Genomic DNA, 26,886 nt, shown 5'->3' on the forward strand with positions numbered 1-26,886 from the left:
GTGAACGGCCACCGGCGGACCTGGTTCGTGGTCCTGCCGGACACCGACGCAGCAGCCGCGGTGGCCGCGGTGTGGGGCACGGCCGAGCGCCGTGCCCTGCACCACCCCAGCGGCCGCCCCTGGATCCTCGGCCACTGGCCGGCCGACGAGGCGGTCACCGCCCAGGCCGGACCGGTCGCCCTGGCCGTGTTCGGCACCAGCGACACCGACACCCACCAACTGCGCCGCCGCGCCGAACACCTCCGCGACCCGCGCGACGCCCTCGCCCTCACCCACACCGACGGCCCGGCCGGCAGCCACCACCTGATCGCCACCGTGCACGGCACCGTCACCGCCCGCGGCTCGCTGTCCGGACTCCACCGCCTCCACCTGGCCGAGGTCCACGGCGTCCCCGTCCTCGCCGACCGGGCCGACGTCCTGGCCGCCGCGGCCGGCCTCGCCCCGTCCACCGAACGCCTCGCCCTGCGCCTCGCCCACCCCCTGCCGCACCCCGCCGACACCCTGCCCCTGTGGCCCGGCATCACCCCCGTACCACCGCACCACACCGCCCTGCTCGCCCCCGCCCGCCCCGCCCGCACCCTCGCCCACTGGCAGCCGCCCGCCCCCGAACGACCCCGCCCCGAAGCCGCGACGGCCCTGCGCCACGCCCTGCACCGCGCCGTCGCCGCCCGCACCCGCGACGGCGGCCTCGTCGCCGCCGACCTGTCCGGCGGCCTCGACTCCACCCCCCTGTGCTTCCTCGCCGCCACCGGCCCCGCCGAGCTGCTCACCGTCACCATCGGCTCCCTCGACCCCCACCACGAGGACGCCCCCTGGGCCGACCGCGCCGCCCGCCACCTGCCCGGCACCCGGCTCGTCCTGCCCGCCGAGGACCTCCCCGCGATGTTCGCCGACACCGACACCCCCGGCCCCCAGGGCGACGAACCGTTCGCCTGGACCCGCACCAGGGCCCGCGACGAGGCCGTCGCCCGCCTCCTCGCCGCCCACGGCGCCCGACTGCGCATCAGCGGCGAAGGCGGCGACGAAGTCCTCCAGGCCCTCCCCGCCTACCTGCGCACCCTCGCCCCGCGCCACCCCGCCATCGCCGCCCGCCACCTGCGCGGACACCGCGCCCGCCTGCGCTGGAAACTGCCCGACGCCCTCGGCGCCCTCGCCGACCCCCGCCCCTACCCCGCCTGGCTCGCCCACGCAGCCGACCGCCTCACCCACCCCGCGCCGCCCACCACCCAACTCCTCGGCTGGGGAACCGAACCCCGGCTGCCGCCCTGGGCCACCCCGCACGCCGCCGCCCTGGTCCGCGACCAGCTCAAGGCCCTGCGGGACGCACCGCCCCTGGCCCCGCAGCACGCCCAGCACCAGGTCCTGCGCACGGTCCGGCACAGCGCCTCCGCCATGCGCCAACTCGTCGACGCCACCGCCCGCGCCGGCGCCCCGTACAGCACACCCTTCCTCGACGACCAGGTCCTCGACGCCTGCCTGGCCGCCGACCCCGCCACCCGCGGAACCCCCTTCGCCTACAAGCCCCTGCTCACCACCGCCCTCGCCCCGGACGTCCCCGCCGACCTCCTGCGCCGCACCGGCAAGGGCGACTTCACCCCCGACGCCCACCAGGGCCTCGCCCGCCACCGCGCCCGACTCGCCGCCCTCACCGAGGACAGCGCCCTGGCCCGCGCCGGCCTGATCGACCCCGACGCCCTGCGCCAGGCCTGCCTCGGGCTCTACCCCACCGGCACCCCCTACGCCGCCCTGGACGCCACCCTCGCCTGCGAACACTGGCTGCGCGCCCACGGCAGCCGCCACCGCACCGCCACCACCACCGGAGGGACCTGATGCCCGCCCAGCTGCGCCCCGACGTGACGCTCACCCCGACCGACGACGGCGCCGTCCTGCTCGACGAGCGCTCCGGCCGCTACTACCAGCTCAACCGCACCGCACTGCTCGTCCTGCGCTCCCTGCTGGACGGCCGCACCGCCGAGGAGACCGCCGCCGACCTCAGCGCCCGCCACCCCGTCACCGCCGACCGGGCGCGCGCCGACGTCGACCGGCTGCACGAGACCCTGCGCACCGCCGGACTGGTCACCACCGGACCGGGCGCCGGCGGACCGGCCGGCACGGGAGCGGGCACGGCCGGATGAGCCTGCACGCCCACGCCACCCGCGCCGGCCGCCCGCCCTGGCGCCGCCGGCCCGCCGCCCTCGCGGCGATCGGCGCGGCCCGGCTGATCGAGCGGCTCCCCCCGGCCCGCATCCGCCGGGTGATGCTCGCCCTGCGCCGCGGCGCCCGGCCCGCCGACCGCGCCGAGGCCCTCGCCGCCCGGCAGGCCGTGGTCGCCCTCAGCATGCGCTGCGCCGGCCAGGGCTGCCTCCAACGCTCCATCGCCACAGCCCTGTTGTGCCGCACCCGGGGCACCTGGCCGACCTGGCGCACCGGCGTGCGCACCGCCCCGTTCCGCGCCCACGCCTGGATCGAGGCCGAGGGCGGCCCCGTCGACGAGCCCGCCGAACTCGCCCACTTCCACCCGCTGATCACCATCGCCCCGGAGCCCCGGCCGGGCTGGTGACCGGCGGGGGCCGCGCGGGAAGTCGGCCCGGCTTCCCGCGGGCGGCCGGGGGCGCTACCGGTGCGGGGACGGGACGCCGGCGGCGCGCAGCCGGGCCTCGGTGAGCGCGGTCAGCCGGGCCGAGACCGGGGCCTGGTCGTCGCGGTGGCGGTCGATCAGCCGGTACTGGGTGGCGGCCCTGGCCCAGGCGCGCAGGCCGGCCGGGTCGCCCAGCAGGGCGGGGTTGGCGAGGTAGTGGTCGGCCATGGCGGCGGCGAGCTCCTCGACCCTCGGATCGTCCGGCTCCCAGGCCTCGGCCTCCTGGCCGCGTCTGGTCAGCTCGACGAACCCCGGGTCGTCCAGGCGCAGTTCGAGCTGGGCGAGGAGGCCGTCGAAGCCCTCCGGCACCAGCGCCCGCGCCAGCACCAGGGCCTCGCGCTGCGCCGCCACGTAGTCGGGGCCGAAGCCGAGCCCGGGCATCCGCTCCAGGACCGCGCAGGCGCGGTCGGGCAGCAGGGCCCGGTCGCCGTCGGCGAGCCGGTGCAGGGTGTCGCGGCGCGCGGTCAGTTCCGTGATCCGCTCGGTCAGGCGCCGCTCCACGTCGGCGAGGGCGGTGGCGAACCGCTCGCCGTCGGCGTCGAGCAGCGGCCCGACCTCCGCCAGCGGCACCCCGGCGGCGGCCAGCGTCCGGACCTGCACCAGCCGCAGCAATTCGCCCGACCCGTACCGCCGGTAGCCGGAGGCGTCGCGCAGCGGCTCCTCGACCAGCCCCTGCCGGTGGTAGTGCCGCACCGTCTTCACCGTGACGCCGACGTACGCGGCCGCCTGCCCGATCGTGACTCCGTTTGCCATCCGTTCAGCCTGCCGTACGACCGGATGCCGTGGGGCCGGGCCCGGTGCCGAACACCTCGTCGACGAGCCGTCGCTGGGCGCTCTGGAACGCCGCGGCGACGGACACGTCGGCGTCGTCCACGTAGGTCAGCCCGGCGGTCAGGGTGGTGCCGCCGTCCGGCGAGCCGTACATCAGCGCGGCCGAGCCGATGGTGGCGCCGTTGTGGTGGAAGACGGTGCCCGTGTCCGTGGCCTGGGCGAAGATCCCCAGCCCGTAGCCGACTGTCGCCTCCGGCGCGCGCATCTCGGCCAGCAGGCCGGGCGGCAGCAGCCGGCCGCCCATCAGCGCGGAGAAGTACACGTGCAGGTCCCGGGTGGTCGAGATCATGTCGCCGCCGCCCGAGACCCAGGACGGGTTGTGCCGGGTGACGTCGACCGTCCGCTCCCGCCCGGCGTCCTCGTAGCGGTAGTAGCTGCGGCCGTGCGGCTCGGGCACCTCCGGCGAGGCGCCCGGGGCCACCGTCCCGGTCAGCCCCAGCGGCTCCAGGACCAGCCGCCGCAGCTCCTCGGCGAACGGCCGGCCGGTGACCCGCTCGACCACCAGCCGGGCCAGCACGTAGTTGGTGTTGGCGTAGCTCCAGCGCGCCCCCGGCGCGAACCGCGCCGGCCGGGACAGCGACAGCCGCACCAATTCCTCGGGCCGGTAGGTGCGGAAGCGGTCCTCCACCCACTCCCGGCCCCGCCACGGGACCCCGGGCACGAACGTCCCGTCCTCCTCCAGCTCGCCGGTGTGGTTGAAGATCCCGCTGGTGTGCTGGAGCAGCATCCGCACCGTGATCCGCCGGTCCAGCCCGAACCCGGGCAGGTGGTCGCCGGCCGGGTCGTCCAGGGCCAGCCGGCCCTCGGCCACCAGCATCAGCACCGAGGTCGCGATGAAGCTCTTGGTGACGCTGCCGACGCGGAAGTGCCCGTCGGCCGGCGGCCTCTCCTCGCGGCCCAGCTCGCGGGACCCGGCGGTGCCGACCCACTCGCCGTGCGCGTCGTTCACCCGCACCTGCACGCCGAGGAAACCGGATCCGGCGATCTCCTCGACCGCCCGTCGCAGCTCCGGGCGGTCCGGGCCGTGGGCGGAGTGGTGGGTGGAGTGGTGGGTGGTGGACATGCTGCCCCCTCGTATCGCGGGGCCCGCGTCGTCGTCGGGCCCGATGAGAGGAGCCTCCACCCTGACCCAAGGTCAACCTCAACCGTGTTCCGGCTCACAGGCGCGGCCTGCCCATGCGAGGCGGGAGGCGCGGGAGGCGGGGCGCGGCGCCGGGTGGGGTGGGCGGGGGAGCCCGGAGGCCGGGGCCGCCGTCGGCACGATCGGGAAGGCGGCGGCCCCGGCCCCGGTACGGGTTTCCGTACGGGCGGGGCATCGACCGCGGGGTTGCCCGTACGGCTGCGGTCGGCACCCATTCCACGACTTCAACAGGACTTGAAGTCAAGCCCCGCCCGAGGCGAGGCCCCGCCCGAGGGTGCCGCTCCGGGGCCGGGTAGCCTCGCTCCCGGCGGGGGCCCGCGGGGGACGGACACGTACACAACGGACAAGACGGACAGGGGCGGGCGGATGACGGAGCAGCACACGTACTGGCGGGCGTCGGACGGTTCGGCGGTCAGCGCCAGCCAGGCGCACATCGTGTGGACCAGGGCGGCCTACCCGGCCCTGGTGGAGGTGGCGCGCCGCTACCACGCGGTGATCAGCTACCCGGACCTGGCCGAGGCGGTGCAGGAGGCCTCGGGGGTGCGCACCCGGATCAACCAGCGGCACTGGATAGGCAAGGTGCTGGCCCTGGTGATCCGTGAGGCGCACCGGCGCGGCGACCCACCGCTGACGGCCCTGGTGGTGCACGCCACCGACGGCAAGGTCGGGCCCGGCTACCAGGAGGTGCTGGCGGTGGCCGGACAGCCGCCGGTGGCCGCCGAGATGGACCGCGAGCAGCACGCGGCCGCCGCCCGCCTGGCCTGCTACCGGCACTTCGCCGCCGACCTGCCCGCCGACGGCGGCACGCCCGCCCTGGCCCCGCGCCTGCGGGCCTCGGTGGAGCGCAAGGCCGCCGTCGCCGCGCCGCCGCGCCCGCCGGCGATCTGTCCGAGCTGCTTCCTGGAGCTGCCCGCGACGCGGGTGTGCGACTCCTGCGGGGCGACCGTCGCGCCCTGAGCGCCACCGGTGAGCGGACGTCCCGGGCGGACGTCCCGAGCGGAGGCCCCGGGCGGACGCCACGTCACACGGCGGCGGGCAGCCGCCCGGGCATCTGCCAGCCCTCGGCGAGGCGGGAGGGGGCCAGGCGCCGCCCGTCGCCGAAGAACTCGCAGAACTTCATGATCAGCGGGTCCCAGCCGACCGGGTCGACGTAGTGGTCGCTGCCGGGCACCAGCAGGCTCTCCTCGACGTGGGCGCGCACCACCGTCACCTCGAAGGCGGTGCGCCCGCCGCCCGCCAGCGCCGTCGCCGACTCCACCCGGCACTCCAGCTGCACCGGGCACTCGGCGGCGCGCGGCGCCCGCACCAGCTCGCCGGGCACCTCGGTCAGCCCGGCGGCCTCGAACTTGCGCCGCTCGTGGCGGTAGCCCTGCCGCAGCCGGTACTCGGCGATCCGCGGCTTGGCGGTCAGCAGCGCGAGGGCGTCCACCGCGTCCACCTGCGCGGAGGACGCCAGGTTGAGCACGCACTCGCCCTCGCGCCGCAGGTTCTCGGCGGTCTGCGAGCTGTCGCCCAGGCCGAGCACGCACGACTGCCCCAGCCACCAGGCCGAGGACATCGGCATGAGGTTGGCGCTGCCGTCCTCGTTGCGCGAGCCGATCAGCACCACGGGGGTGCCGAAGTACAGGACCTTGAGATCGATGACCTTGTGCACGGGAGCCTGCCGTCCTCGGGAAATGGGGAACCGTTGCCGGTCACCGACTCTGCCGCCGCCCGGACGGGGGCGCTGGCGGTGATCGGACATCGAGTTCCGGAGGATGCGACTCCGGTTTCCCGAGGACGGCGTCCGCGCCCCGGCGACGGGCGGGACGCGGCGGCCCGCCGTCAGCCCACCGGCCCCCGGGCGGAGACCAGCCGGGCCCGGCCGTCGCGCAGCCGGTAGGACAGGCCCACCACGGCCACCTTCCCCTCGGCGATCCGCGCCGCCAGCGCCTGCGAGCGCTCCACCAGCAGGTCCACGGTCTGGCGGATGTGCTCGTCCACGATCCCGTCCCGGTCCTCGATGCCCGCCGCCCTGGCGGACAGCACGCTCGGGGTCACCCGCTCCACCACGTCCCGGACGAAACCGCCCGGCAGCTGCCCCTGCTCCAGGGAGTCCAGCGCCGCCGCCACCGCACCGCAGGAGTCGTGCCCCAGCACCACCACCAGCGGGCAGTCCAGCACGCTCACCCCGTACTCGATGCTGCCCAGCGCCTCCGCGCCGGTGACGTGCCCGGCGGTGCGCACCACGAAGAGGTCGCCCAGGCCCTGGTCGAAGATGATCTCGGCGGCCAGCCGGGAGTCCGAGCAGCCGAACAGCACCGCGAAGGGCCGCTGCGCCGGGGCGAGCGCCGCGCGGCGCCCGGCGTCCTGGTTGGGGTGCTCGGGGTTGCCCGCCACGAACCGGGCGTTGCCCTGCATCATCACCCGCAGCGCCTGGGCGGGGTCGGTCAGGAAGTCGTCCGTCGGACCGTCGAGCCGGGTGGGCTCGGGGCTGGGTATCGGTGTGGGGATCATGCCTGCACCCTAGATCGCCGCAGGTGGAGCCCGCAGCCGGGGGTCAAGGGCCGGACGGCCCCATGGACGGTCCCGAACGGCCCCGAACGGCCGTGTACAGCCCCGTACGGCCCTGTTCGGTCCGTCCCCGGGCGGCTACCGGGCTACCGGGCCGGCGGAGCCGGCGGTTCCGGGGCGGGGCGCAGGGCGAGCACGGTGACGTCGTCGCGGCTGCTCCCGCCGCTCCAGCGCCGGGCCCGCCGGTCCAGGGCCTCGGGCAGGGCGTCGGCGGGGACGGCGGCGAGGTCGGCCAGGCCCCGTTCGACCGGGTAGAACGCGCCGGAGGCGTCCTGGGCCTCGGTGATGCCGTCGGTGAGCAGCACCAGCACCCCGTCCCCGGGCAGCGTGAAGCGCCGCTCGGGGCGCGGTTCGCCGGTGGCGGCCAGGGCGGCGAGGCCGAGCGGGAGCCCGGCGTCCAGGGGGACGGGCTCCACCCGGCCGTCGGGGCGCAGCAGGTAGGGGGAGAGGTGGCCGCAGTTGACGGCCCGCACCTCGGTGGCGCGGCCCCCGTCGTCGGTGCCCTCGTCGTCGGTGCCCCCGTCGGTGCTGTCCGGGGCGCGGACGCAGAGCACGGTGGCCGTGACGAACCGTTCCTGCTCGCCGCTCTGCTCCGCGTAGGCGTTGTGCCGCTCCACCGCCGCCTCCAGGGCGTCGGCGACGGCGGTCAGCCGCGGCTCGCGGAAGGCCGCCTCCCGGAAGGCGCTCAGCACCGCGAAGCCCGTCCCGATCGCGAGCAGGCCCTTGCCCTGGACGTCGCCGACCAGCACCCGGGTGCCGTGCGGGGTCTCGGCGACGTCGTACAGGTCGCCGCCGACCATGGCGTCCTGCTCCAGCGGCCGGTACAGCCCGTCCAGGCGCACGTCCGGGGTGGTGACGGGCAGCGGGCGCAGCAGCTGGCGCTGGAGGGCGACGGCGACCTGCCGCATCCGCGACAGCTGCCGCTCGCGCCGCACCCGCCGCGCGCACAGGCCGATCACGGCGGCCTCGGCGGCGACCACGCCCAGCAGGGTGCCCAGGCGGGCCGGCAGGTCCCCGGGCGGGAACAGCACCGAGTGGGCCACCACCACGGCGGTCACCCACACCGAGGCCGCCACCGTCTGGGCCACGGTGCCCAGGCCCGCCAGCAGCGCGGGCAGGAACACCAGCAGCAGCACCAGACGGGCACTGGTGCCGCTGACCGCCTGGACGAGCAGCACGGCGACGGTCGCGGCCAGCACACCGAGCACCACCGCCCGGTTGCCGGGCGCGCGCGGGGCGGTGGGCTGCTCGTCCTCGCCGTCCACCCCTGTCGCCCTCTCCGCCGTCCGGCCCCCGCTCCAGGGTGGTCGGCGCGGCGGGGCGGGCGCGAGCGGGCTGCGCCGGGCGGGGGACGGGGTGGACGGATCGGCCGGACGCCGTCTGTCGGTGGCAGTCGGTACGGTGGCCGGTGTGTCGTCCCCGTCCTCGTCCCCGTCTTCTACCTCGTCCCCGCCCGCGGGCCGCGTGCCGCTCGACGACCTCGTGCGGCTGCGCCGGGCCCGGGACCGGATGGACCGCGAGTACGCGCAGCCGCTGGACGTGCCGGCGCTGGCCCGCACCGCGCTGATGTCCTCCGGCCACTTCTCGCGCAGCTTCCGCGCCGCCTACGGCGAGACCCCGTACACCTACCTCATGACCCGCCGGATCGAGCGGGCCAAGGCGCTGCTGCGGCGCGGGGACCTGAGCGTGACCGAGGTCTGCATGGCGGTGGGCTGCACCTCGCTGGGCTCCTTCAGCACCCGCTTCACCGAGCTGGTCGGGCAGAGCCCCAGCGCCTACCGGGCCCGCGACCACGAGCAGGGCGCGGCGATCCCGGCCTGCGTCGCCAAGATCGGCACCCGCCCGGTGCGGCGCGCGGAGGCCAAAGAGGCGAAGGAGGCCAAGGGGGCGAAGGGGAACGGGAGCGACGGCGGCCCCGGTGCTCCCGTAGCGTGACGGGCATGAGCATCGAACTCGCGCAGTGCTTCATCGCCGTCGACGACCACGACCGGGCGCTCGCCTTCTACCGCGACGTCCTCGGCTTCGAAGTGCGCAACGACGTCGGCTTCGAGGGCATGCGCTGGGTCACCGTCGGCTCGCCCGACCAGCCCGGCGTGGAGATCGTCCTGGAGCCCCCGCTGGCCGACCCGCACGCCTCCGAGGCCGACCGCCGGGCCGCCGCCGAACTCCTCGCCAAGGGCCTGCTGCGCGGCGTCATCTTCCGCACCGACGACTGCGACGCCACCTTCGAACGCATCCGGGCGGCCGGCGCCGAGGTCCTCCAGGAGCCGATGGACCAGCCCTACGGGGTGCGCGACTGCGCCTTCCGCGACCCGTCGGGCAACATGCTGCGCTTCAACCAGCCGCGCACGGCGTAGTCGGGCGGGGGCGTGCGGCCTGGGGCTCAGGCGGTCCGGGCGGGCAGCGTGCGGGCGGGCAGCGGGTAGTCGGGCAGGGCGATGTCGCCGGCCTTGGCGAACTGGGCGGCCAGCACGGGGCGCAGCGGCCAGCGGCCCATCCAGCGCATGGAGGCGGCGCGCAGGCGGATCGCCAGGGCGCTGTCCGGGGCGTAGCCGCGCAGGCCGCCGGGCGGCAGCTCCTGGGCCCGGGTGGCGTAGGGGCGCATCAGCTCCTCGTAGCGGGCGAAGGCGGTGCGGAAGTCGCCTGCGGCGGCGGCGAGTTCACCGGCCAGCAGGTAGGCGCCGACCAGGGCGAGGCTGGTGCCGAGGCCGGTCAGGGGGCTCGGGCTGTACCCGGCGTCGCCGAGCAGGGCGACGCGGCCGCGGCTGTAGTGGTCGAGGTGGACCTGGCCGAAGGTGTCGAAGGCGAAGTCCCCGGCGGTGCGCATCCCGGCGAGCAGCCGGTCCACCTCCCAGCCGGCGCCGGCGAAGCGCTCGGCGAGCAGGCGCCGCTGGGCGGCGGTGTCGCGGCGGTCGTAGGCCGCGGGTGCGCGGCGCAGGCCGAGGGAGGCCTTGACCTCGCCGGGCAGCCGGCCGGGGCGGGCGCCGGCGACCAGGCCGCCGGGGGCGTTGTACATCAGGAACCAGCCGTCGAGCTCGCGGGCGAGGGCGGGGTCGTGGACGGTGAACCAGGCGTGGCAGCCGCCGAGCGGCCGGTAGTGGGCGCCTTCGGTGCCGTCGGTGCCGTCGCCGTCGCCGTCGTCGGGGCGGAAGGCGAGGCGGCGGACGGCGGAGTGCAGCCCGTCCGCGCCGACGACCAGGGCGAAGCGGCGGGCGGGGGCGTTCTCGAAGGTGACGGTGACGCCCCCGGCGTCCTGGTCGAGCGCGGTGACGGTGTCGTCCCAGAGGTACTCGACGCCGTCGGTGGCCTCGCGCAGCAGGTCGGCGAGGTCGCCGCGGAGGATCTCGATCTCGGAGACGATCCCCTCGCCGTCGAACAGCCCGGCGGGTATCCGGGCGGTGGCCCGCCCGCGCCGGTCGACCAGGGCGATGCCGTGCTGCTCGACGCGCAGCGCGCGGGCCCGCTCCATCAGCCCCATCCGCTCGATCACGGTGCGCCCGGCGCCGCGCAGGTCGACGGCCTGCCCGCCGGGGCGCGGGCCGGCGGCGCGCTCGACGACGGTGGGGGTGAAGCCGTGGCGGCGCAGCCAGTAGGCGAGGGCGGGGCCGGCGATCCCGGCGCCGGAGACGAGGACGTCGGTGCCGGGGCGGTCGGCGGCAGGGTCGTCGGTGGCGGGGGCATCGGTGCCCGTCGGGTGGTCCAGGTGTTCCATGCCGCCGAATGTACGCCGTACGCGTCGGCGTCAACAAGCCTTGTCGTGGGGCTATTTGAGGCTGGTGCACTAGTGCGGTGGGGTGCTCCGGGGCAGGTCCGGCGGCGCGCGGGGGCGTTCGTGCGGGCAGACGGCCCGACGGGTGCACTAGTGCGGCACCATGGTGCGATGGAGAGCACTCGACAGACAGTCAGTTCCGGCTCGCCCCTCGAACCGCGGATCGGCTTCTCCCGCGCCGTGCGCAAGGGCAACCATGTCGCGGTCGCGGGCACCGCCCCGATCAGTGAGCAGGGCACGACGGTCGGCCAGGGCGACGTCTACGCCCAGACCGTCCGCTGCCTGGACATCGCCGAGGCCGCCCTGCGGGAGGCGGGCGCCACCCTCACGGACGTCGTACGGACCCGCGTCATGCTCACCGACATGAGCCAGTGGCGGGAGGCCGCACGCGCCCACGGCGAGCGCTTCGCGCAGATCCGCCCGGTCACCACCTTCGTGGAGGTGTCGCGCTTCATCGACGAGCGCTGGCTGGTGGAGGTCGAGGTGGACGCGGTGATCGGCTAGCCGGCGGGGGGCGGCCGGCGGGCCGGGTTGCCGGGGCGGCCGGGGGCGAGGTCGTCGGGGTAGGGGCGGCCGGGGCGGAATGAAAGGCGGGACGGGTGCTGTTGTCGCTGGTCGAGATACCCCCACCCGTATTTTTTCGGGCCTCCGGACCTCCCCGGCGCCCGAGAACGGAGCACCACGTGAACCGCCCCGCCGAAGCCGTACGGCCCGCCGCCCCGCCCCCCGACGCCCCCGGCAGCGGCGGCGCCCCCGAGAACGGCCGACCCGGGCCGCTCGGCCGCCTCGGGGTGTGGTCCACCCGGCACTTCAAGGCCGTCCTGGTCGGCTGGCTGATCGTCGTCATCGGCCTCGGCGCCTTCGCCCCCAAGGTCACCAGCGCGCTGTCCGGCGCCGGCTGGCAGGCCGACGGCTCCCAGTCCGTCCAGGTCCGCGAACTCGCCGAGCGGCACTTCGCCGGCAACGCCTCCTCCGCGATCCAGATCGTCGTCGCCGCCGACCGCCCCGTCACCGACCCGGCCGTCCAGAAGGTGATCACCGAGGCGCACGACCTCGCCGCCGCCGACCCGCGGGTGTCCACCGTCCTCACGCCCCAGCCCGGCGCCACCATCAGCCCCGACGGCCGCACCGCCGTCCTGCTCGCCGGCGCCGCCGCCTCGCCCGACGACATGGTCCGCGCCGCCGACGACCTCAAGGGACCGCTCGGCGCCCTGTCCACGGACGGCGTCAGCGTCCACGCCACCGGCGCCTCCGTCCTGTGGAGCGACTTCAACAAGGCCAACCACGACGCCATGATGAAGTCCGAGGTCATGTCCTGGCCGGTCACCCTCGCCATCCTGGTGCTCGCCTTCGGCTCCCTCGTCGCCGCCGGACTGCCCCTGCTGCTCACCATGGCCGGCCTCGCCGCCTCGGCCGGCTCCCTCGTCCTGATCAGCCACCTCTTCCCGGTGTCCGTCTGGGCGATGAACTTCGCCATGATGTTCGCCCTGGCCCTCGGGATCGACTACGCGCTCTTCCTCGTCATGCGCTTCCGCGCCGCCCGCCGGGCCGACGGCCGTTCCGCCGGCCGCGCCGACGAGGGAGCCGTGCGCGCCGTCGCCGAGACCATGGACACCGCCGGCAAGGCCGTCCTGCTCTCCGGCGCCACCGTCCTGGTCAGCCTCTCCGCCGTGATGCTCGTCCCCTCCCCGGCGTTCCGCTCGATGGCCGGCGGCATCATGCTCGCCGTCCTGTTCGTCCTCGCCGCCACCCTCACCCTGCTGCCCGCCGTCCTCGGCCGGCTCGGCCACCGCGTCGACGCCCTCTCCCTGCCCTGGACCAAGTCCACCCCACCCGCCTCCCCGCGCTTCGCCGCCTGGGGCGAACGCCTCTGGAAGCACCCGCTGCGCTACGGCGCCCTCGCCCTCGCCGCGCTGATCGCCCTCGCCGCCCCCGTCATCGGACTGCGCACCGCGATGCCGTCCATCACCGTCCTGCCCGAGGACGCCAGCGCCCGCGCCGGCTACACCGCCGTCCAGCAGGCCTTCGGCCCCGGCGCCCCCGGCACCCTGCAGATCCTCACCCCCACCGACCGCGCCGCCGAGGTCGCCGCCCGGGTCGCCACCACCCCCGGCATCGCCGCCGCCATGCCCGCCCAGGCCGCCGCCGACGGCTCCGGCTGGTCGATGATCCAGGCCGTGCCCACCGTCGACCCCTCCAGCCCCGACCTCTCCGGCACCGTCCACACCCTGCGCGCCGAACTGCCCGCCGACACCATGGTCGGCGGCGCCGCCGTCGAGAACCTCGACCTGCAGCACCTGCTCACCGAGAAGACCCCGCTGGTCATCGGCGTCGTCATGGCCCTCGGCTTCCTGCTGCTCCTCGCCGCCCTGCGCGCCCCGCTGATCGCCGCCCTCGGCACCGCCGCCAGCCTGCTGTCCACCGGAGCCGCCTTCGGCGTCGCCCGCCTGGTCTTCCAGGACGGCCACGGAGCCGGCCTGCTGGGCTTCACCCCGCAGGGCTTCCTGGACGGCTGGGCACCGGTGTTCTTCTTCGCGATGATCTTCGCCATCGCGATGGACTACACCGTCTTCCTCCTCGCCTCCGCCAAGGAGCACTACGAACGCACCGGCGACCCCAAGGCCGCCATGACCGGGGCCCTGGCCCACTCCGGCCGGGTCGTCTTCGCCGCCGCCGGCGTCATGGTCGCGGTGTTCTTCACCTTCGCCCTGTCCGGCCCGCTCCCGCCCAAGGAGATGGGCATCGTCCTCGGCACCGCCGTCCTCCTCGACGCCGCCCTGGTCCGCCTCGTCCTGCTCCCCGTCCTGCTGCGCCTGACCGGGCACGCCGCCTGGCACACCCCCCGCTGGCTGGACCGGGTGCTGCCGCGGATCACCTTCTCGCACGGCTGACGGCCCGCCCGTCCCCGCGCGGCCCCTGCCCCCCGGCGCACTGCCGGGGGGCAGGGGCCGACCGTTGCGGCCACCGGGTACCCGCTTCGCACCGCCGGTCCGGCGTCAGGCTCAGGGTGCGGGCGTGGGCGTGGGGCCGGAGGTCGGGGTGGGGGCGGTCAGGGTGTGGAGCAGGTCCTCGCCGAGGGTGAGGCCGGTGGCGGAGTGGTCGGGCAGCCCGTAGTCGCCGTACCAGTCGGCCGGGGCCTCCGGGTGCGGGCCGCTGACCGCGACCCGGCCCCGGCCGTACGGGGCGACGGCGGCGGCGGTGCGGCCGTTGGGGTAGCGGGCGAGGACGTCCGTGCCCGGGCCGTCGACGTCGAAGTACGGGCCGTCCTGGAAGTACATTCGCTGCGGGCGGCCGCGCCACAGGACGTCGACCAGGCCGTCCTGTTCGTCGGTGACGGTGGCGTCCGGGGAGCGGATGTACTCGCCGGAGTCGCCGGGCAGGAGGTCGAAGCCGGGGTCGCCGGCCAGGTAGCCGCCCATGCACAGCCCCAGGTAGCGGCCGCCGCCGCGCACGTAGGCGCGCACCAGGTCCGGGGAGAAGCCCGGTTCGCGGGCCAGCAGGTCCCACGCGGTGCCCACCTCCTGCCCGTTGGTGCCGCCCGGCTGCACGTACACCGCCGCGTCGGCCAGCGCCGCCGGGCCGAACCGCACCCGCTCCCGGGGCCCGATGAACCGCACCGCGAACCCGGCCCGCTCCAGCAGCCCCCGCGCCGCCTCCGGGCACCCGTCGCAGGCGGCCGGCCCCCGGTACACCAGCGCCGTCGGCCGCTCCTCGCCCCGTTGCGGCAGGGACCTCTCCGTCGGCTCGCCGCCGCACCCCGCCGTCACCAGCACCGCCGCCGCCACCAGTCCCAGCACCCGCCCGACCCGCACTCCCGTCACCCCTCCCGAAGGCCCCGCGCGGCCGCCCCTCGCCGTCCGCCGTGACGACGCTACGGCCCACCGGGCGCGCACCGGGCGCGCGCCCCCCGATCGGGCGAACCCGCGCGGCCGGGGTTGACGCGCGGGGGTGCGGAGACACCGATGGCCCCCGCGCCGTCCCGAGGGCACAATGACCTGGTCCGACGGGCGGGAGGGGACCCATGGGGAAGACGGACGGCCTGCGGGGCGGGCGCGGACGGGCGGCCGGCGCGCTGCTGCTGCGCGGCCTGCTCGCCCTGCTGGGACTGACAGTTGTGGCGATCGGCTTCGTCCGGTTCGACGCCGCGTACGACGCCCGCGGCGCCTACCTCGACGCACCCGCCTGCGGGGCCCGGGCCGCCGGGCCGCAGGAGGACTGCCTGCGGTCGGAGAGCGGCCGGGTGACGAGGAAGTGGGCGGACCCGGGCAACGACTCGACCTCGTACGGGATCGCGGTGGCGCGCGAGAACGGGCCGAGCGACACCTACCCGGTCAGGGAGTCGTTCTACGACGCCGTGGACGTCGGCTCCGTGGTCGAGCTGAGGCTCTGGCACGGCCGGGTCGCCGACATCGCCTACCAGGGCCGCCGCACCGAGCCGCCGAGCACCCCGTGGCTCGCCATGACCGGGGTCGCGCTGCTGGTCGGCGCGGGCACGACGCTGCTGGTCCGCGGCCTGACCGGGACGTTCCAGAGCGAGGGCGACTGGCGGGTCCCGCTGGGAACCGCGATCTCACTGTTCCTCGCCACCGGGTTCGGCGGCGCGCTGATGCTGTCCCAGCACTGGCCGTGGGGCCTGGCGATGGCCGTGGCGGCGGCGGCCTGGCTGGCCGCCGCCGCCCTCGCGGTGGTGCTGGCGCTGCTCTGAGCACACCCGCCGGACGGGTGCCGTGATCAGAGGGAGGCGCTGATCGAGGTGCCGGTGTGGTTGCCGGGCACGGCGGTGAGGTCGAGGTACTCCGGAGCGGTCCAGGTGCCGTCGCCGTGACGGGAGGTCAGCAGCACCCTGTTGTCGGCGGTGGCGACGGCGAACCGGGCGTCGGTGTCGACGGGCGCGGCGCTGACGCTGGTCCCGGCGGCGCCGGCGAGGGAGTCGAACGGCCGCCAACTTCCGTTCGCGTAGCGCACGGTGTGGTACTGCCCGCCGCTCGTGACGACGGCGACGTCGAGGTCCCTGTCCTGCGGGGTGACGGCGACGCCGGTCACCGGCGCGGTGGCCCCGGCGGCCCCGGCGACCGACGTCCAGGAGGACCAGGCCCCGGAGGCGAAGCGACGGGTGTGGGAGACCTTCCCCCCGGACACGGCGGCGATGTGCAGCTCCCCGCCGCGGACGCCGGCGGTGGCGATCGACGTGATGCCGGTGAGCGGCCCGGTCTCGTCGGTGACCACCCCGAAGACGCTCCACCGGCCGTTCGCGGGGCGGCTGCTGTGCAGGAGCCGCCCGTTCGCCACGACGACGATGTGCAGGGCGCCGTCCACGTTGGCGATGGAGACCTGGGTGATGCCGCCGAGGTCGGCGACGGTGGTGTTGAGGTCGACGAACTTCTGGCCCCAGCCGCCGTCCAGGTTGTGGACGGCGTAGTGCAGGTGCCCGTCACCGCCGAGCGCGAGGACGTGGGTGTCGCCGTCGATGCCGACCGAGGAGACGGCGCGCACACCGCCGATGTTCCCGGCCGCCGCCTGGACGTCCTCGTACGGCGTCCACGAACCGTCGTAGAGACGGGTCGTGAGGTACAGGTCGGCGTCGCCGCGCACCAGGGCCCGGGTCTTCCAGCCCCAGGACCTGGCCCGCACCTGCTGGACCCAGCCGGAGACGTCGTCGACCCGGGCGCCGTACGCGCCGGTGCGGGTCTCGCCGGCGGGGGCGCCCAGGCAGCCGCCCTGCCAGGAGCGGGAGGCGACGGCGACCAGCTCGGCCCTGCCGCCCGTCTCGCGGACCACCGGGGCGCCGGTGTCGCCCTTGCAGACCGCCGCGCCGCCCGTGCCGGTGACGCCGAGGCCCGTCGCGCTCACCGTGTCGAGCGAGAACGCGCCGGTGTGCAGCTTCAGCGGCGCCCACTCGTCCTTGGTGCGCCCGTACCCGGGCACCCGCAGCGGCTGCCCGGCGGCGGGGGCGGTGGAGGCGGCCGCGATCGGGGCGATGCCGTCGACGGGCGTCGCGAGGCGGGCCATGACCAGGTCACGGCCCTGGTACGGCACCAGCTCGGAGACCTCGGACGTCTTGCCGCCGGAGGTGGTCAGGTCGGTGCGGCCGACGGTGGCGGTGGTCTTCCACTTCGGCGCACCGGCGGCCGGGGCCTGCGGCTGCGCCGGGTCGTCGGCGAAGCAGGAGGCCGCGGTGAGCACCCAGTTGCGGTCCACCAGGGCGCCGGTGCAGGTGCGCAGGCCGTCGCCGATCGCCAGGCGGGCGGTGTAGGCGTAGGAGCCGTCGGCGGCGGCGTCGCCGACCACGGCGCCGGCCGGCGCGCAGGTGCCCAGCACGCCGGCGGCCGTGGCCGCGGCGAGTACGCCGGTGCGCCAGGAGCGGGACGGGGTCTTGCGGGGCATGGGGATTCCTCTTCGGGTCGGTTCCGGGCCCGGGGCGCTTCCGGGTTCCGGGCTCGGGTTCTGGGCGCAGGTTCCGGGTCGTTCCCGGGGGTCAGTACGAGAAGGCCCACTTCTGGGTGGGGAGGTCGTAGAAGGTCCACTGCTGGGCGCGGGCGCCGTCGGTCGTGAGCGAGTCGTCGATCTCCAGGGCCTTGCCGCTGTTGCGGTTCCTGAGGGCGTAGCCGCCGGCGGCCTTGACGAGGTCCCACTTCTGGGTGGGGAGGCCGTGGAAGGTCCACTGCTGGGCGGGGGCGCCCTCGGCCAGGAGGGAGTTCTCGATCTCCAGGGCCTTGCCGCTGTTGGCGTTGCGCACCTCCCAGGCGTCGTCGGCCCAGTGGAAGGTCCAGCGGGCGGTCGGCAGGCCGTGGCAGGTCCACTGCTGGGCGCGGGCGCCGTCGGTCAGGAGGGAGTCGTCGATCTCCAGGCACTTGCCGCTGTTGGTGTTGACGAGCGGGGTCGTCCAGTCGAGGGCGGCGGTCTGCTGGATCCAGCTCCCGAGGTCGTCGGTGCGGGTCTCGTACGCGCCGGTGTGCGTGGTCGGGGCGGCGCCGAGGCAACCGTTCTGCCAGGAGCGGCTGTTGAGGGCGGCGAGTTCGTAGTGGTCGCCGACCTTGCGCAGGGCGGGGCCGCCGGTGTCGCCCTTGCAGACGGCGGCGTCGGCGGGGGATTTGGCGGCGATGGCGAGGCCGGTCGGGTCGACGGCGCCGACGGTGAAGGCGGCGCTGTGGAGCTGGTCGGGCACCCAGTCGGCCTTGGTGCGGCCGTAGCCCGTCACCAGCAGCTCCTCGCCCGGGGTGGGGGCGGTGGTGGCCACGGCGAGCGGGTCGACGTCGATGACCGGGTTGACCAGGCGCAGCATGACCAGGTCGCGGTCGGCGCGGGGGACCAGGTCGACGACGTCCCGGACCTGGCCCGCCGTGGTGGCAAGGTTGGTGCGGCCGACGGTGACGGTCGTTCGGAGCGCGGGCGGGCCGGCCGGGACGGTCGTCGGCCGGGCGGGGTCGTCGGCGAAGCAGGCGGCGGCGGTGACGACCCAGAACGGATCGACCAGGGCGCCGGTGCAGGAGCGCTTGCCGTCGCCGATGTCCAGCTTGGCGGTGAAGGCGTAGGAACCGGCGGGCGCGGCGTCGCCGACCACGGCGCCGGCCGGGGTGCAGGTGCCCAGTACGCCGGCGGCGGTGGCCGCGGCCAGTACGCCGGTCCGCCAGGAGCGGGACGGGGTCTTGCGGGGCATGGGGATTCCTCTTCGGGTCAGCGGGCGACGGTCCGCCGGGCGGGGCCGCCGTACCGGGCGTTCGCCGGGGTCGGTACGAGTCGGTACGAGTCGGTGCGGTCAGCCCGTCGTGGGGATCTGGCCGACGACGGACCAGCCGGACCAGGCCCCGTCGCCGGCCTTGGTGGCATGGGCCATGACGCCGTCGGTGCCCTGGCCGAAGACCTCGGCGGTCCGGGTGTCCGGGTTGTAGACCGCGGCGGGGGAGCCGCCGAACTTCCAGCTGCCGGTCATGGTCCAGGCCGACCAGCCGCCGGCGCGGCTCCACGTCGCCCGGTACATGGAGGCGTCGGTGCCGGTGGCGAACAGGTCGAGGGTGTTGGCGGCCGGGTTGTGGAGGATGGCGGGGGTGCCGGCGAACTTCCAGTCGCTGGGGCCGATCACGTACCAGCCGGACCAGCCCTCGCCGTTGGTGTTGTAGAGGTGGGCCATGGTGCCGTCGGTGGTCAGGGCGAAGACCTCGGCGGTCCTGGTGTCGGGGTTGTACACGGTGGTGGGGACGCCGCGGAACTTCCAGGTGCCGGTCATGATCCACGGTGTCCAGCCGTCGGCCCGGTTCCACGTCGCCCGGTAGATGGACCCGTCGGTGCCGGTGGCGAACACGTCGAGGGTGTTGGTGACCGGGTTGTGCAGGACGGCCGGTACGCCGACGAAGGCGCCTCCGGGGTTGAGGGTGAACCAGCCGTGCCAGCCCGCCCCCTCGGTGTTGTAGAGGTGGGCCATGACGCCGTCGGCGCGCAGGGCGAAGACCTCGGCGGTCCGGGTGTCCGGGTTGTAGACGGTGGTGGGGGAGCCGCGGAACTTCCAGTCGGCGGTCATGGTCCAGGCCGACCAGCCGGTGGCTCGGCTCCACGTTGCCCGGTAGATGGACCCGTCGGTGCCGGTGGCGAACACGTCGAGGGTGTTGGTGACCGGGTTGTGGACGACGGCCGGGGAACCGGTGAACCGCGCGCCGTCGCCGAGGACGTACCAGCCGGACCAGCCCTCGCCGTTGGTGTTGTAGGCGTGGATCATGGCGCCGTCGCTGCGCAGGGCGAAGGTCTCGGCGGTCCTGGTGTCCGGGTTGTAGACCGTGTTGCGGCCCCCGGAACGGGCGGCGACCACGGCGGACCAGGCGGAGACGGCCTGCTGGATCCAGCCCCCGAGGTCGTCGGCGCGGGTCTCGTACGCGCCGGTGCGGGTGGTCGGGGCGGCGCCGAGGCAACCGTTCTGCCAGGAGCGGCTGTTGAGGGCGGCGAGTTCGTAGCGGTCGCCGACCTTGCGCAGGGCGGGGCCGCCGGTGTCGCCCTTGCAGACGGCGGCGTCCGCGGGGGCCTTGGCGGCGATGGCGAGACCGGTCGGGTCGACGGCGCCGACGGTGAAGGCGGCGCTGTGGAGCTTGTCGGGCACCCAGTCGGCCTTGGTGCGGCCGTAGCCCGTCACCAGCAGGTCCTCACCGGTGGCGGGGGCGGTGGTGGCCACGGCGAGCGGGGTGATGTCGGTGACGGGGGTGGCGAGCCGGGCCAGGACGAGGTCGCGGTCGGTGCGGGGGACGAGCTCGGCGATGTCGCGGACCTGGCCGGTCGTGGTGGTGGTGAGGTCGGTGCGGCCGATGGTGGCGGTGGCTTTGAGCGCGGGCGGGCCGGCGGGGACGGTTGTCGGTTGGGCGGGGTTGTCGGCGAAGCAGGCGGCGGCGGTGACGATCCAGTACGGGTCGACCAGGGCGCCGGTGCAGGCGCGTTGGCCGTTGCCGATGTCCAGCTTGGCGGTGAAGGCGTAGGAGCCGGCGGGTGCGGTGTCGCCGCTGACGGCGGGGGCTGGCGTGCCGGACAACAGGGTGCCGGCGAGGGCGGCGGCGGTGACCGTCCCGGCCGTCCATGCGGATCGTGGGCGTGAGCGAACCATGAGGTGGCTTTCCTTCGTCTGCCGGGCGGTGGCGGTGGCGGTAGCGCCGGGGAAGCGCGGACCGGGGGTCACGCTGTGGCGGTGATCTCCAGCAGGGTGAACACGCGCTCCTGCGGGTCGGCGGTCTCCCCGACCGGCGTCCACTTGTTCTTCTGCACGTCGAAGGACTTGGCCTCGGTGCCCGTCTGCATGTCGACGCGTACGGCGTAGTCGTTGCCCTTGGCGCCGTAGACGGAGGGGAGTTCGAGGCTCAGGCGGCCGGTCGCGCCGGTGACCTGGAAGCAGAACCGGCCGTGGCCGACCGGGTCCGTGGTCGACATGCCCCGGGCGTTCACTTCGAGCAGGCCGGGGCGGCTGTCGCAGGTGGCGAGCAGGATGTGGCCGTCGCCGCTCTTCAGCTTGATGCCGCGCTCCTTGAAGATCCTGTCGGCCTCCGGGTACGCGAAGTCCTCGACGGCCGGCGGCGGGGTGTCGTCCGCGGTGACGGCCCCGGCGGTGGTGGTACCGGCCCCGGCGGCGCTCACGGTTCCGGCGGGCACAGGGGCGGCGCCGACCGTGGTCAGACCCGTCAGGGCGACGGCACCGGCGACGGCACCGACGGTCAGGCAGCGAATCAAAGGCTTCATGCTGGTGGGGCCTCCTCGTTCGGAATTCCACGGGCAAGGGAATGGTGTGATTGAAGTAAACGATGCGCCGACCCGGGCCTGCGCAGGGCGCTTCGCCATCGGGTCGGAGGCCTATTGGTATCACGGTCGCCGAGTTCAGTAAAAGGGTCGGGTTCGAGCCAATATTGCGGACCGAGCGGCCTGCGGCGATCCCCTTCGGAAACCGGTAGCCCGGCCTTGGGGCCCCCTCAAAGTGCCTCTGACCAGCTGTTTCTTCCACTCGACGTCCCAGCGTGCTCGATCCGTGGCATGGCTCGTGAATTCGGTATCGGACCCGTGGGTTCACGACCTGTGCGACAGTTCGACAGGTTGTTGTAGACGGTTCCGAAAATGCCTGGAATTCCAGTCGAAAAGCACTCAAGGAATTGAGGAGAAATGGTCGATAAATTATCCGGGATCACATTCCCGCCTAAGCGTCTCCGACGCGCCCGGCTGACCGCGGTGACGGCGCTGTCGCTGGCCATGGCGGTCTTCGGCACGACGGTGGCGGCGGCGGTCCCCGCCGATCCCGGGCCGGCGCCGCTGCCCGCGGGCGCGCGCACCCAGGTGGTCGAGGCGTGGGCGGCCGGCGGGTCGGCGGTCAAGGACGCGGCGGCCGCCGCGCTGGTCGGCGGCGATGCCCAGATCAGCGACTTCCTGGCCGCTGGCCTGCAGCGGGCGACCACCGAGGACGAGCGCCTCGCGGTCCTGAAGATGCTCGCCTTCGCCGACGCTGGCGTGCGGGCCGCGGCGCAGCAGGCGCTGAACGGCACGGACGCGCAGCTGCACGACTTCGTGCTGACCGGCTTCCGGGCGCCGCTGCAGGAGGACCGGCGCGCGGCCGCCCTGGCCGCCATCGGCACGGGCGGCCGCGCCGTCCAGGATGCGGCGCAGAAGGCGCTCGACGACGGTTCCGCCAAGGCGTTGACGGACTTCCTCGGCGAGGGCCTCGCCCGGGCCCGGGAGGAGGACCAGCGGGTCCAGGTCACCAAGGTCCTGGCGACCGGCGGCCCCGAGGTGCAGAGGCTCGCGCAGCGGGCCCTGACCGGGACGGCCGAGGACATCACCGACTTCCTGGACAGCGGGCTGGAGCTGGCCCGCGCCCGTGACCAGGAGACTCTGACGATCAGCCAGCTGGTCGAGGCCGCGACGGAGGCCGGCAAGCGCGCCAAGGCCGAGACCGACGCGGCCAAGGCGGCGGGCGAGCGCGCGCAGGAGGCCTCCCGGCTGGCCAAGGAGGCCGCGCAGAAGGCCGCCGTGGAAGCCGAGGCGGCCAAGAACGACCTGGTGAAGGCCGGTCGGGCCGCGAACCGCGCGGCCGAGGCGGCGGAAGGCGCCGCCAACGCCGCGCGGACCGCGATCCAGGCCTCCAACACGGCGGTGGCCGCGGCCCGGACGGCGGCGAACGCGGCCCGCGGCGCGGCCAGTGCCGCGGCGGCCGCGAGTCAGGCCGCCACGCGTGCCTACCAGGCCGCCTCGGCAGCCCGCCAGGACGCCGGCCAGGCCCAGGCGGCCCGCAACGCGGCGCAGGCCGCCCGGGACGCGGCAGCCGGCGCCCGCAGTGCCGCGGACGCCGCCGCGAGCGCGGCCGTCTCGGGCGCGCAGGCCGGGCTCTCCGCGAGCTCCGCGGCCAGCGCTGCGCGCAACGCGGCGGACGCCGCGGACGCGGCGAGTTCGGCCGGGGTGTCCGCCGGCCAGGCCACGGCGCAGTCCCGGCGGGCGTCGGAGGCGGCCGCACTCGCCCGCAGCGCCTCCGCCTCCGCCGACGCGGCCGCCAAGCGGGCCAACTCGCTGGCCTCCCGCGCGGCTTCGGCCGCGAAGGACGCGCAGGCGGCCGCCAACGGGGCCGCCACCCACGCGGAGAACGCCGCGAAGGCGGCGGACGCGGCCGCCGACCAGGCGGGCAACGCCCAGGACTGGGCGAACAAGGCCACCGAGCACGCCAACGCGGCCGTGGCCGCCGCGAAGGTGGCGGGCGACGCCGTGGCGGTGGCGCAGAAGGTCGAGGTGCTCGCCCGGGAGAGCGAGCAGGAGGAGCTCGAGGCCGACGCCAAGGTCGGGGTCGAGGAGGCCACGACGCTCCGCAAGGACGAGCAGGAGGAGGAGCGGTCGCGGGAGACCGCCATGACCCAGGCGGCAGCGGTCGACGAGGCCACCCGGCAGCTCGTCGCCAAGGCCGCCGACCCGGCGGTCGACACCGCGACGGCGGCCGCCGCCGGCCGCCGGGCCGCCGTCAACCTGATGGCCAGCAGCGGCGCGTGGACCAGCCGGGCCGCCCAGGGCGCACTCTCCGGCACCGACCAGGACGTGATCGGCTGGGCCGTGTCGCAGTACCCGAAGGCCCTGAGGCAGGACGACCGGGAGAAGACCCTGGTGTTCTCCACCCTCGGCGGCCCCGGCCTGGCGGAGGCGGCGCAGCGGGCGCTGGCCGCCGACAGTCCGGCACAGATCGAGGCCTTCCTCACCCAGGGCATCCACGACGTCCAGGCCGAGGACAACCGGATCCGGACCCTCAAGCTGATGAACAACGCGGGCAAGGCGGTCACCGACGCCGGGAACGCCGCCCTGAACGACGGCTCCTCGAAGGCCCTGACCGAATTCCTGGCCACCACCTACTGGCAGGCCAAGGCCGAGGACGACCGGGTGTCCGTACTCGCCGTCATGGGCAAGGGCGGCCCCACCGTGGCGGCCCTCGGACAGGTCGCGATGGCCGGGCCGGACTCGATGCAGAGCGACTTCGTCGCGCGGAGCCAGTACCGGGCGGCCCAGAAGGACCAGGACACCGCCACCCACGTGGCGGCGGTCCGCGCGCTGATCGCGAGCGCCGCCCGGATCGCGGCGCAGGCGAATCAGGACGCGGCCGAGGCGTCCACGGTCGCGGCCCAGGCCCGCTCGGCCGCCGCGGAGGCCGGCCAGTGGGCCGACCGGGCCCGGGCGTCGGCCTCGCAGGCCAAGGGCTACGCGGACGAAGCACGCAACCGGGCCGCCGAGGCCGCGGCTTCCGCCACCGCTGCGGCGGCCTCCGCCCAGCAGGCCAATACCGCCTCCGTCACGGCGAAGCTGGCGAGCCGGCAGGCCAACTACTCCGCGAACCAGGCCGCCGTGTCGGCCCACAGCGCGGTGGCCTCGGCGGCCAACGCCGCCGCGTCGGCGGCCGAGGCCAGGGCCTCGGCGCTGGCGGCCGGCAAGAGCTCGGAGGAGGCAGGGCAGGCCGCCAACGAGGCCGGGAACATCGCGGCCCGCAAGCGCGAGCAGGAGCAGGCGGCGGAAGCGGCCAGGGCGGCGGAGCAGGCCCGGCAGAACGCCGCGAACAACGTCAATCCCGCCGACAACCCGGCCTACGACACGATCGGGCCGATCTCGGCGGGCATCGACTCCGGCGACGACTCCAGGGCCACGGCCCGTGAGTATGCCAAGCTGGCCAACAGTGTCAGCAATTACCTGAGCATTGCGGCCGGAGTGGCCAAGTACATCCCGGGCCCTTACGGGCGGGTCGCCTGGGCGGGCCTCACCGTGGCGTCGGTGGCCGCCAGCGGGGTGAGCGTCGTGCTGACCGGCTACGGGTACGGGTGGACCAGCCAGGAGTTCCGGGCTTCCCTCTTCAAGTTCGGGGAGAAGAGCCTCCTGCCCTTCATGCCGATCGACAAGATCGCGAAGTTCTCGGTAGGCGGGAAGGATCTGGTGAACAGGGGAACACAGGCCGTCGTCCGCTCGGGGTCCAAACTCATGCGCGGCATCAAGCGCTTGTGGTGACGCGGGCCGTGCGGCGGTGGCTCCGGCCACCGCCGCACGTCGCCGCGCACCCGGGCGGCGGTCGATGCCCGGCCGCCGTCCGCCCTCGCCCTACCGGCCGCGCCGCAGCGCCCCCGGCACCGCCGACAGGTCCTGCTCGGCGATCTCCGGGTGCGCCAGCAGCACCTCGCGGGCCGCCGCCAGCACCGGGCCGCCGCCCGCCAGGGCGAGGTCCTTGGCGGCCAGGCGGACCGGGAAGTCCGACCCCGTGCCGAACGCCCGGGTCGCCACCCCCGCGAGCGGCCCGGCCGACAGCACCTCCCGCGCCTGCTCCTGCGGCACGCCCAACTCCTCGGCCACCGCCAGGACTTCGCCCAGGACGGTGACGGAGGCGACGATCGCGCCGATCACCACCACCTTCAGCGCCGCGCCCGCGCCCGGGCCGCCGCAGCGCCGTACCCGGCCCAGGTGCTTCAGGACCGGCTGGGCGCGGTCCAGGTCGGCGTCCTCGCCGCCCGCGAAGACCGTCAGGTCGCCGGTGGCCGCAGGGCCCGTGCTGCCCATCACCGGGGCGTCCACCAGGGCGACGCCGTCCGGCAGTTCGGCGCGCAGGGCGGCGGTGGCGCGCGGGCCGATCGAGGACATGTCGATCCACAGGGTGCCCGGGGCGAGGTCGGCCGTGAACCGTCCGGCCAGCTCGGCGACGGCCGCCGGGTCGGACAGCATGGTGACGACGACGTCCGCGCCGCGCACGGCCTCCGCCGGGGTGGCGGCCTCGGTGGCCCCGGCCTCGGTGAGGTCCCCGGCGCGGCCGGGGGAGCGGTTCCAGACGGTCAACGGGTAACCGGCGGCGGCGATTCGGCGGGCCATCGGCAGGCCCATCCGGCCCAGTCCCAGAAAAGCGATCTTCTCCATGGCCGCCACGCTAGGCAGCCACGAGCCAGGCGACAAGCGAATGTCCCGCATGGTAGTCATGCGGAATGGACATGGCTTGGCTGGACGTCTTCCGCACCGTCGCCCACCTGGGCTCCTTCACCGCCGCCGGCGAGCGGCTGGGCTTCACCCAGTCCGCGATCTCCCGCCAGATCGCCACCCTGGAATCCGAGTTGGGCACACCGCTGTTCGACCGGCTGGCACGCGGGGTGCGGCTCACCGAGCACGGCCGGGCGCTGCTGCCGCACGCCGAGGCGATGCTGGAACGGCTCGACAGCACCCGGCGTGACCTGGTCGCCCTCACCGAACTCACCGCCGGACGCCTGCGGGTCGGCGCCTTCGACAGCGCCAACGCCGCCCTCGTCCCCGCCGCCCTCACCGCCTTCCGCGCCGCGCACCCGGACGTGGCGATCAGCCTCACCGAGGGACTGGCGGCGCACCTGCTGGACCTGCTCGCCGAGGGCGCGATCGACCTCGCCCTGGTCGCCTCGTACACCGAACCCGCCGACACCGGCGAGCAGTTCGACTTCCGGCCGCTCATGGACGACCCGGTGCTCGTCGCCCTCCCGCGCGGCCACCGCCTCGCCAGGCGCCGCCGCCTGCGCCTGGCCGAACTCGCCGACGAACCCTGGATCGCCGCCCGCCGCCACGCCGAGTCCACCCTCCTCGCCGCCTGCGTCCGCAGCGGCTTCCAGCCCCGCATCGAGTACACCGTCGCCGCCTGGACCGCCAAACTCGGCCTGGTGGCCGCCGGGTTGGGCGCCACCCTCATCCCCTCCCTCGCCGCCCGCGTCACCCGCCCCGGCATCGCCCTCATCCCCCTGCACCCCGACGACACCCCGGTCCGCCAGGTCTACACAGTCACGCGGCGCGGCCGGCAGGTGCCCCCGGCGGCCGAGGCCTTCGCGGCCCTCCTGCGCGAGGGCGCCGGTTAGCGGCACAGGGCGGGGAGAGCCGGCCCGGCAACGGCCTGGGCGCGAACAGCGACGTTGCTGCCGGAGCACGGCGGTGCCGGCCGACCGCCACCGGGCCGGCGTGCTGATCGCGTCACCGGTGCTGCGGCCG

General features: G+C 75.6%; 23 protein-coding genes. 11 read left to right on the forward strand and 12 right to left on the reverse strand.

The genetic code is table 11. The features are described from left to right. Genes ACFY4B_RS19175 through ACFY4B_RS19185 form a run of 3 tightly spaced genes read left to right on the forward strand, consistent with a single transcriptional unit; the run spans nt 1 to nt 2,560 of the window. Complete coding sequence (locus tag ACFY4B_RS19175; RefSeq protein ID WP_387969119.1) at nt 1-1,830, forward strand: asparagine synthase-related protein; 1,830 nt, start codon at nt 1-3, stop codon at nt 1,828-1,830. Continuing rightward, nucleotides 1,830-2,135 carry a lasso peptide biosynthesis PqqD family chaperone gene (locus ACFY4B_RS19180; protein ID WP_387969122.1) on the forward strand — a complete coding sequence of 102 codons (306 nt, stop codon included), beginning with the start codon at nt 1,830-1,832 and terminating at the stop codon, nt 2,133-2,135. The genes ACFY4B_RS19175 and ACFY4B_RS19180 overlap by 1 nt, the downstream gene beginning before the upstream one ends. Further along, entirely contained in the window at nt 2,132-2,560 is a 429-nt protein-coding gene (locus ACFY4B_RS19185; protein ID WP_387969124.1) for a lasso peptide biosynthesis B2 protein, read from the forward strand. Before ACFY4B_RS19180 ends, ACFY4B_RS19185 begins: the two co-directional genes overlap by 4 nt. 54 nt (nt 2,561-2,614) lie before the next feature. Here ACFY4B_RS19185 and ACFY4B_RS19190 read toward each other — a convergent pair whose 3' ends face one another. Then, nucleotides 2,615-3,391 (reverse strand): MerR family transcriptional regulator, encoded by a 777-nt coding sequence (locus ACFY4B_RS19190; RefSeq protein WP_074001095.1) that lies wholly within the window; start codon nt 3,389-3,391, stop codon nt 2,615-2,617. 4 nt (nt 3,392-3,395) lie between these two features. Further along, nucleotides 3,396-4,532, reverse strand: a complete 1,137-nt coding sequence (locus ACFY4B_RS19195; RefSeq protein ID WP_387820984.1) for a serine hydrolase domain-containing protein — start codon at nt 4,530-4,532, stop codon at nt 3,396-3,398. Nucleotides 4,533-4,976: 444 nt separating this feature from the next. On the opposite strand from ACFY4B_RS19195, the gene ACFY4B_RS19200 reads away from it, so the two are divergent. After that, on the forward strand, nt 4,977-5,567 hold the full coding sequence (locus ACFY4B_RS19200; protein WP_234348478.1) for a hypothetical protein: 591 nt from the start codon (nt 4,977-4,979) through the stop codon (nt 5,565-5,567). Between the two features lie 64 nt (nt 5,568-5,631). On the opposite strand, the gene ACFY4B_RS19205 is transcribed toward ACFY4B_RS19200, so the two are convergent. From ACFY4B_RS19205 to ACFY4B_RS19215, 3 genes are all read right to left on the reverse strand, one after another. Continuing rightward, nucleotides 5,632-6,264: a flavin reductase family protein gene (locus ACFY4B_RS19205; protein WP_387820988.1), complete on the reverse strand. Its 633-nt coding sequence runs from the start codon at nt 6,262-6,264 to the stop codon at nt 5,632-5,634. A 170-nt stretch (nt 6,265-6,434) separates the two neighbouring features. Continuing rightward, nucleotides 6,435-7,013, reverse strand: coding sequence for a carbonic anhydrase (locus tag ACFY4B_RS19210; protein ID WP_049654174.1), 579 nt, complete (start codon nt 7,011-7,013; stop codon nt 6,435-6,437). A 236-nt stretch (nt 7,014-7,249) separates the two neighbouring features. Then, nucleotides 7,250-8,428 carry a PP2C family protein-serine/threonine phosphatase gene (locus tag ACFY4B_RS19215; protein WP_387969129.1) on the reverse strand — a complete coding sequence of 393 codons (1,179 nt, stop codon included), beginning with the start codon at nt 8,426-8,428 and terminating at the stop codon, nt 7,250-7,252. 199 nt (nt 8,429-8,627) lie between these two features. Between ACFY4B_RS19215 and ACFY4B_RS19220 the strand changes: the two genes are divergently transcribed. Both ACFY4B_RS19220 and ACFY4B_RS19225 read left to right on the forward strand, forming a co-directional pair. Next, entirely contained in the window at nt 8,628-9,098 is a 471-nt protein-coding gene (locus ACFY4B_RS19220; protein ID WP_387969132.1) for a helix-turn-helix transcriptional regulator, read from the forward strand. A gap of 5 nt (nt 9,099-9,103) precedes the next feature. Further along, nucleotides 9,104-9,520: a VOC family protein gene (locus ACFY4B_RS19225; RefSeq protein WP_049654179.1), complete on the forward strand. Its 417-nt coding sequence runs from the start codon at nt 9,104-9,106 to the stop codon at nt 9,518-9,520. 26 nt (nt 9,521-9,546) lie between these two features. Here ACFY4B_RS19225 and ACFY4B_RS19230 read toward each other — a convergent pair whose 3' ends face one another. Further along, nucleotides 9,547-10,875, reverse strand: coding sequence for an FAD-dependent monooxygenase (locus ACFY4B_RS19230; RefSeq protein WP_387969135.1), 1,329 nt, complete (start codon nt 10,873-10,875; stop codon nt 9,547-9,549). Between the two features lie 168 nt (nt 10,876-11,043). On the opposite strand from ACFY4B_RS19230, the gene ACFY4B_RS19235 reads away from it, so the two are divergent. Beyond that, nucleotides 11,044-11,436, forward strand: a complete 393-nt coding sequence (locus ACFY4B_RS19235) for a RidA family protein (RefSeq protein WP_074001088.1) — start codon at nt 11,044-11,046, stop codon at nt 11,434-11,436. Between the two features lie 179 nt (nt 11,437-11,615). Beyond that, nucleotides 11,616-13,823, forward strand: coding sequence for an MMPL family transporter (locus ACFY4B_RS19240; RefSeq protein WP_387969138.1), 2,208 nt, complete (start codon nt 11,616-11,618; stop codon nt 13,821-13,823). Between the two features lie 111 nt (nt 13,824-13,934). On the opposite strand, the gene ACFY4B_RS19245 is transcribed toward ACFY4B_RS19240, so the two are convergent. After that, a complete protein-coding gene (locus ACFY4B_RS19245) occupies nt 13,935-14,753 on the reverse strand; it encodes a hypothetical protein (protein ID WP_387969140.1) in 819 nt (272 codons plus the stop codon). A 200-nt stretch (nt 14,754-14,953) separates the two neighbouring features. On the opposite strand from ACFY4B_RS19245, the gene ACFY4B_RS19250 reads away from it, so the two are divergent. Next, nucleotides 14,954-15,637, forward strand: a complete 684-nt coding sequence (locus ACFY4B_RS19250) for a hypothetical protein (RefSeq protein ID WP_387969143.1) — start codon at nt 14,954-14,956, stop codon at nt 15,635-15,637. 26 nt (nt 15,638-15,663) lie between these two features. On the opposite strand, the gene ACFY4B_RS19255 is transcribed toward ACFY4B_RS19250, so the two are convergent. The 4 genes from ACFY4B_RS19255 to ACFY4B_RS19270 form a co-directional block, all read right to left on the reverse strand. After that, complete coding sequence (locus ACFY4B_RS19255; protein WP_387969146.1) at nt 15,664-17,316, reverse strand: trypsin-like serine protease; 1,653 nt, start codon at nt 17,314-17,316, stop codon at nt 15,664-15,666. A 91-nt stretch (nt 17,317-17,407) separates the two neighbouring features. Next, on the reverse strand, nt 17,408-18,589 hold the full coding sequence (locus ACFY4B_RS19260; protein WP_387969149.1) for an RICIN domain-containing protein: 1,182 nt from the start codon (nt 18,587-18,589) through the stop codon (nt 17,408-17,410). Nucleotides 18,590-18,688: 99 nt separating this feature from the next. Next, nucleotides 18,689-20,512, reverse strand: coding sequence for a trypsin-like serine protease (locus ACFY4B_RS19265; protein ID WP_387969152.1), 1,824 nt, complete (start codon nt 20,510-20,512; stop codon nt 18,689-18,691). Nucleotides 20,513-20,580: 68 nt separating this feature from the next. Then, nucleotides 20,581-21,138 carry a hypothetical protein gene (locus ACFY4B_RS19270; protein ID WP_234348716.1) on the reverse strand — a complete coding sequence of 186 codons (558 nt, stop codon included), beginning with the start codon at nt 21,136-21,138 and terminating at the stop codon, nt 20,581-20,583. 480 nt (nt 21,139-21,618) lie between these two features. On the opposite strand from ACFY4B_RS19270, the gene ACFY4B_RS19275 reads away from it, so the two are divergent. Then, nucleotides 21,619-24,909 (forward strand): ALF repeat-containing protein, encoded by a 3,291-nt coding sequence (locus ACFY4B_RS19275; RefSeq protein WP_387969155.1) that lies wholly within the window; start codon nt 21,619-21,621, stop codon nt 24,907-24,909. 90 nt (nt 24,910-24,999) lie between these two features. Here ACFY4B_RS19275 and ACFY4B_RS19280 read toward each other — a convergent pair whose 3' ends face one another. Continuing rightward, complete coding sequence (locus ACFY4B_RS19280; RefSeq protein WP_387969158.1) at nt 25,000-25,803, reverse strand: NAD(P)-dependent oxidoreductase; 804 nt, start codon at nt 25,801-25,803, stop codon at nt 25,000-25,002. Nucleotides 25,804-25,874: 71 nt separating this feature from the next. On the opposite strand from ACFY4B_RS19280, the gene ACFY4B_RS19285 reads away from it, so the two are divergent. After that, a complete protein-coding gene (locus ACFY4B_RS19285; RefSeq protein WP_387969161.1) occupies nt 25,875-26,756 on the forward strand; it encodes a LysR family transcriptional regulator in 882 nt (293 codons plus the stop codon). Nucleotides 26,757-26,886 lie beyond the last annotated feature (130 nt).

Origin of the sequence: Kitasatospora sp. NPDC001261, assembly GCF_042896795.1 — a bacterium.
Taxonomy (GTDB): Bacteria; Actinomycetota; Actinomycetes; order Streptomycetales; family Streptomycetaceae; genus Kitasatospora.

Excerpts from the sequence above, each read along its gene's own strand:
- ACFY4B_RS19235 (WP_074001088.1), top strand. The coding sequence starts at position 11,044 with ATGGAGAGCACTCGACAGACAGTCAGTTCCGGCTCGCCCCTCGAACCG.
- ACFY4B_RS19225 (WP_049654179.1), top strand. The coding sequence starts at position 9,104 with ATGAGCATCGAACTCGCGCAGTGCTTCATCGCCGTCGACGACCACGAC.
- ACFY4B_RS19230 (WP_387969135.1), bottom strand. The coding sequence starts at position 10,875 with ATGGAACACCTGGACCACCCGACGGGCACCGATGCCCCCGCCACCGAC.
- ACFY4B_RS19200 (WP_234348478.1), top strand. The coding sequence starts at position 4,977 with ATGACGGAGCAGCACACGTACTGGCGGGCGTCGGACGGTTCGGCGGTC.
- ACFY4B_RS19265 (WP_387969152.1), bottom strand. The coding sequence starts at position 20,512 with ATGGTTCGCTCACGCCCACGATCCGCATGGACGGCCGGGACGGTCACC.
- ACFY4B_RS19180 (WP_387969122.1), top strand. The coding sequence starts at position 1,830 with ATGCCCGCCCAGCTGCGCCCCGACGTGACGCTCACCCCGACCGACGAC.
- ACFY4B_RS19280 (WP_387969158.1), bottom strand. The coding sequence starts at position 25,803 with ATGGAGAAGATCGCTTTTCTGGGACTGGGCCGGATGGGCCTGCCGATG.
- ACFY4B_RS19210 (WP_049654174.1), bottom strand. The coding sequence starts at position 7,013 with ATGATGCAGGGCAACGCCCGGTTCGTGGCGGGCAACCCCGAGCACCCC.
- ACFY4B_RS19250 (WP_387969143.1), top strand. The coding sequence starts at position 14,954 with ATGGGGAAGACGGACGGCCTGCGGGGCGGGCGCGGACGGGCGGCCGGC.
- ACFY4B_RS19285 (WP_387969161.1), top strand. The coding sequence starts at position 25,875 with ATGGCTTGGCTGGACGTCTTCCGCACCGTCGCCCACCTGGGCTCCTTC.
- ACFY4B_RS19260 (WP_387969149.1), bottom strand. The coding sequence starts at position 18,589 with ATGCCCCGCAAGACCCCGTCCCGCTCCTGGCGGACCGGCGTACTGGCC.
- ACFY4B_RS19190 (WP_074001095.1), bottom strand. The coding sequence starts at position 3,391 with ATGGCAAACGGAGTCACGATCGGGCAGGCGGCCGCGTACGTCGGCGTC.
- ACFY4B_RS19255 (WP_387969146.1), bottom strand. The coding sequence starts at position 17,316 with ATGCCCCGCAAGACCCCGTCCCGCTCCTGGCGCACCGGCGTACTCGCC.
- ACFY4B_RS19185 (WP_387969124.1), top strand. The coding sequence starts at position 2,132 with ATGAGCCTGCACGCCCACGCCACCCGCGCCGGCCGCCCGCCCTGGCGC.
- ACFY4B_RS19270 (WP_234348716.1), bottom strand. The coding sequence starts at position 21,138 with ATGAAGCCTTTGATTCGCTGCCTGACCGTCGGTGCCGTCGCCGGTGCC.
- ACFY4B_RS19195 (WP_387820984.1), bottom strand. The coding sequence starts at position 4,532 with ATGTCCACCACCCACCACTCCACCCACCACTCCGCCCACGGCCCGGAC.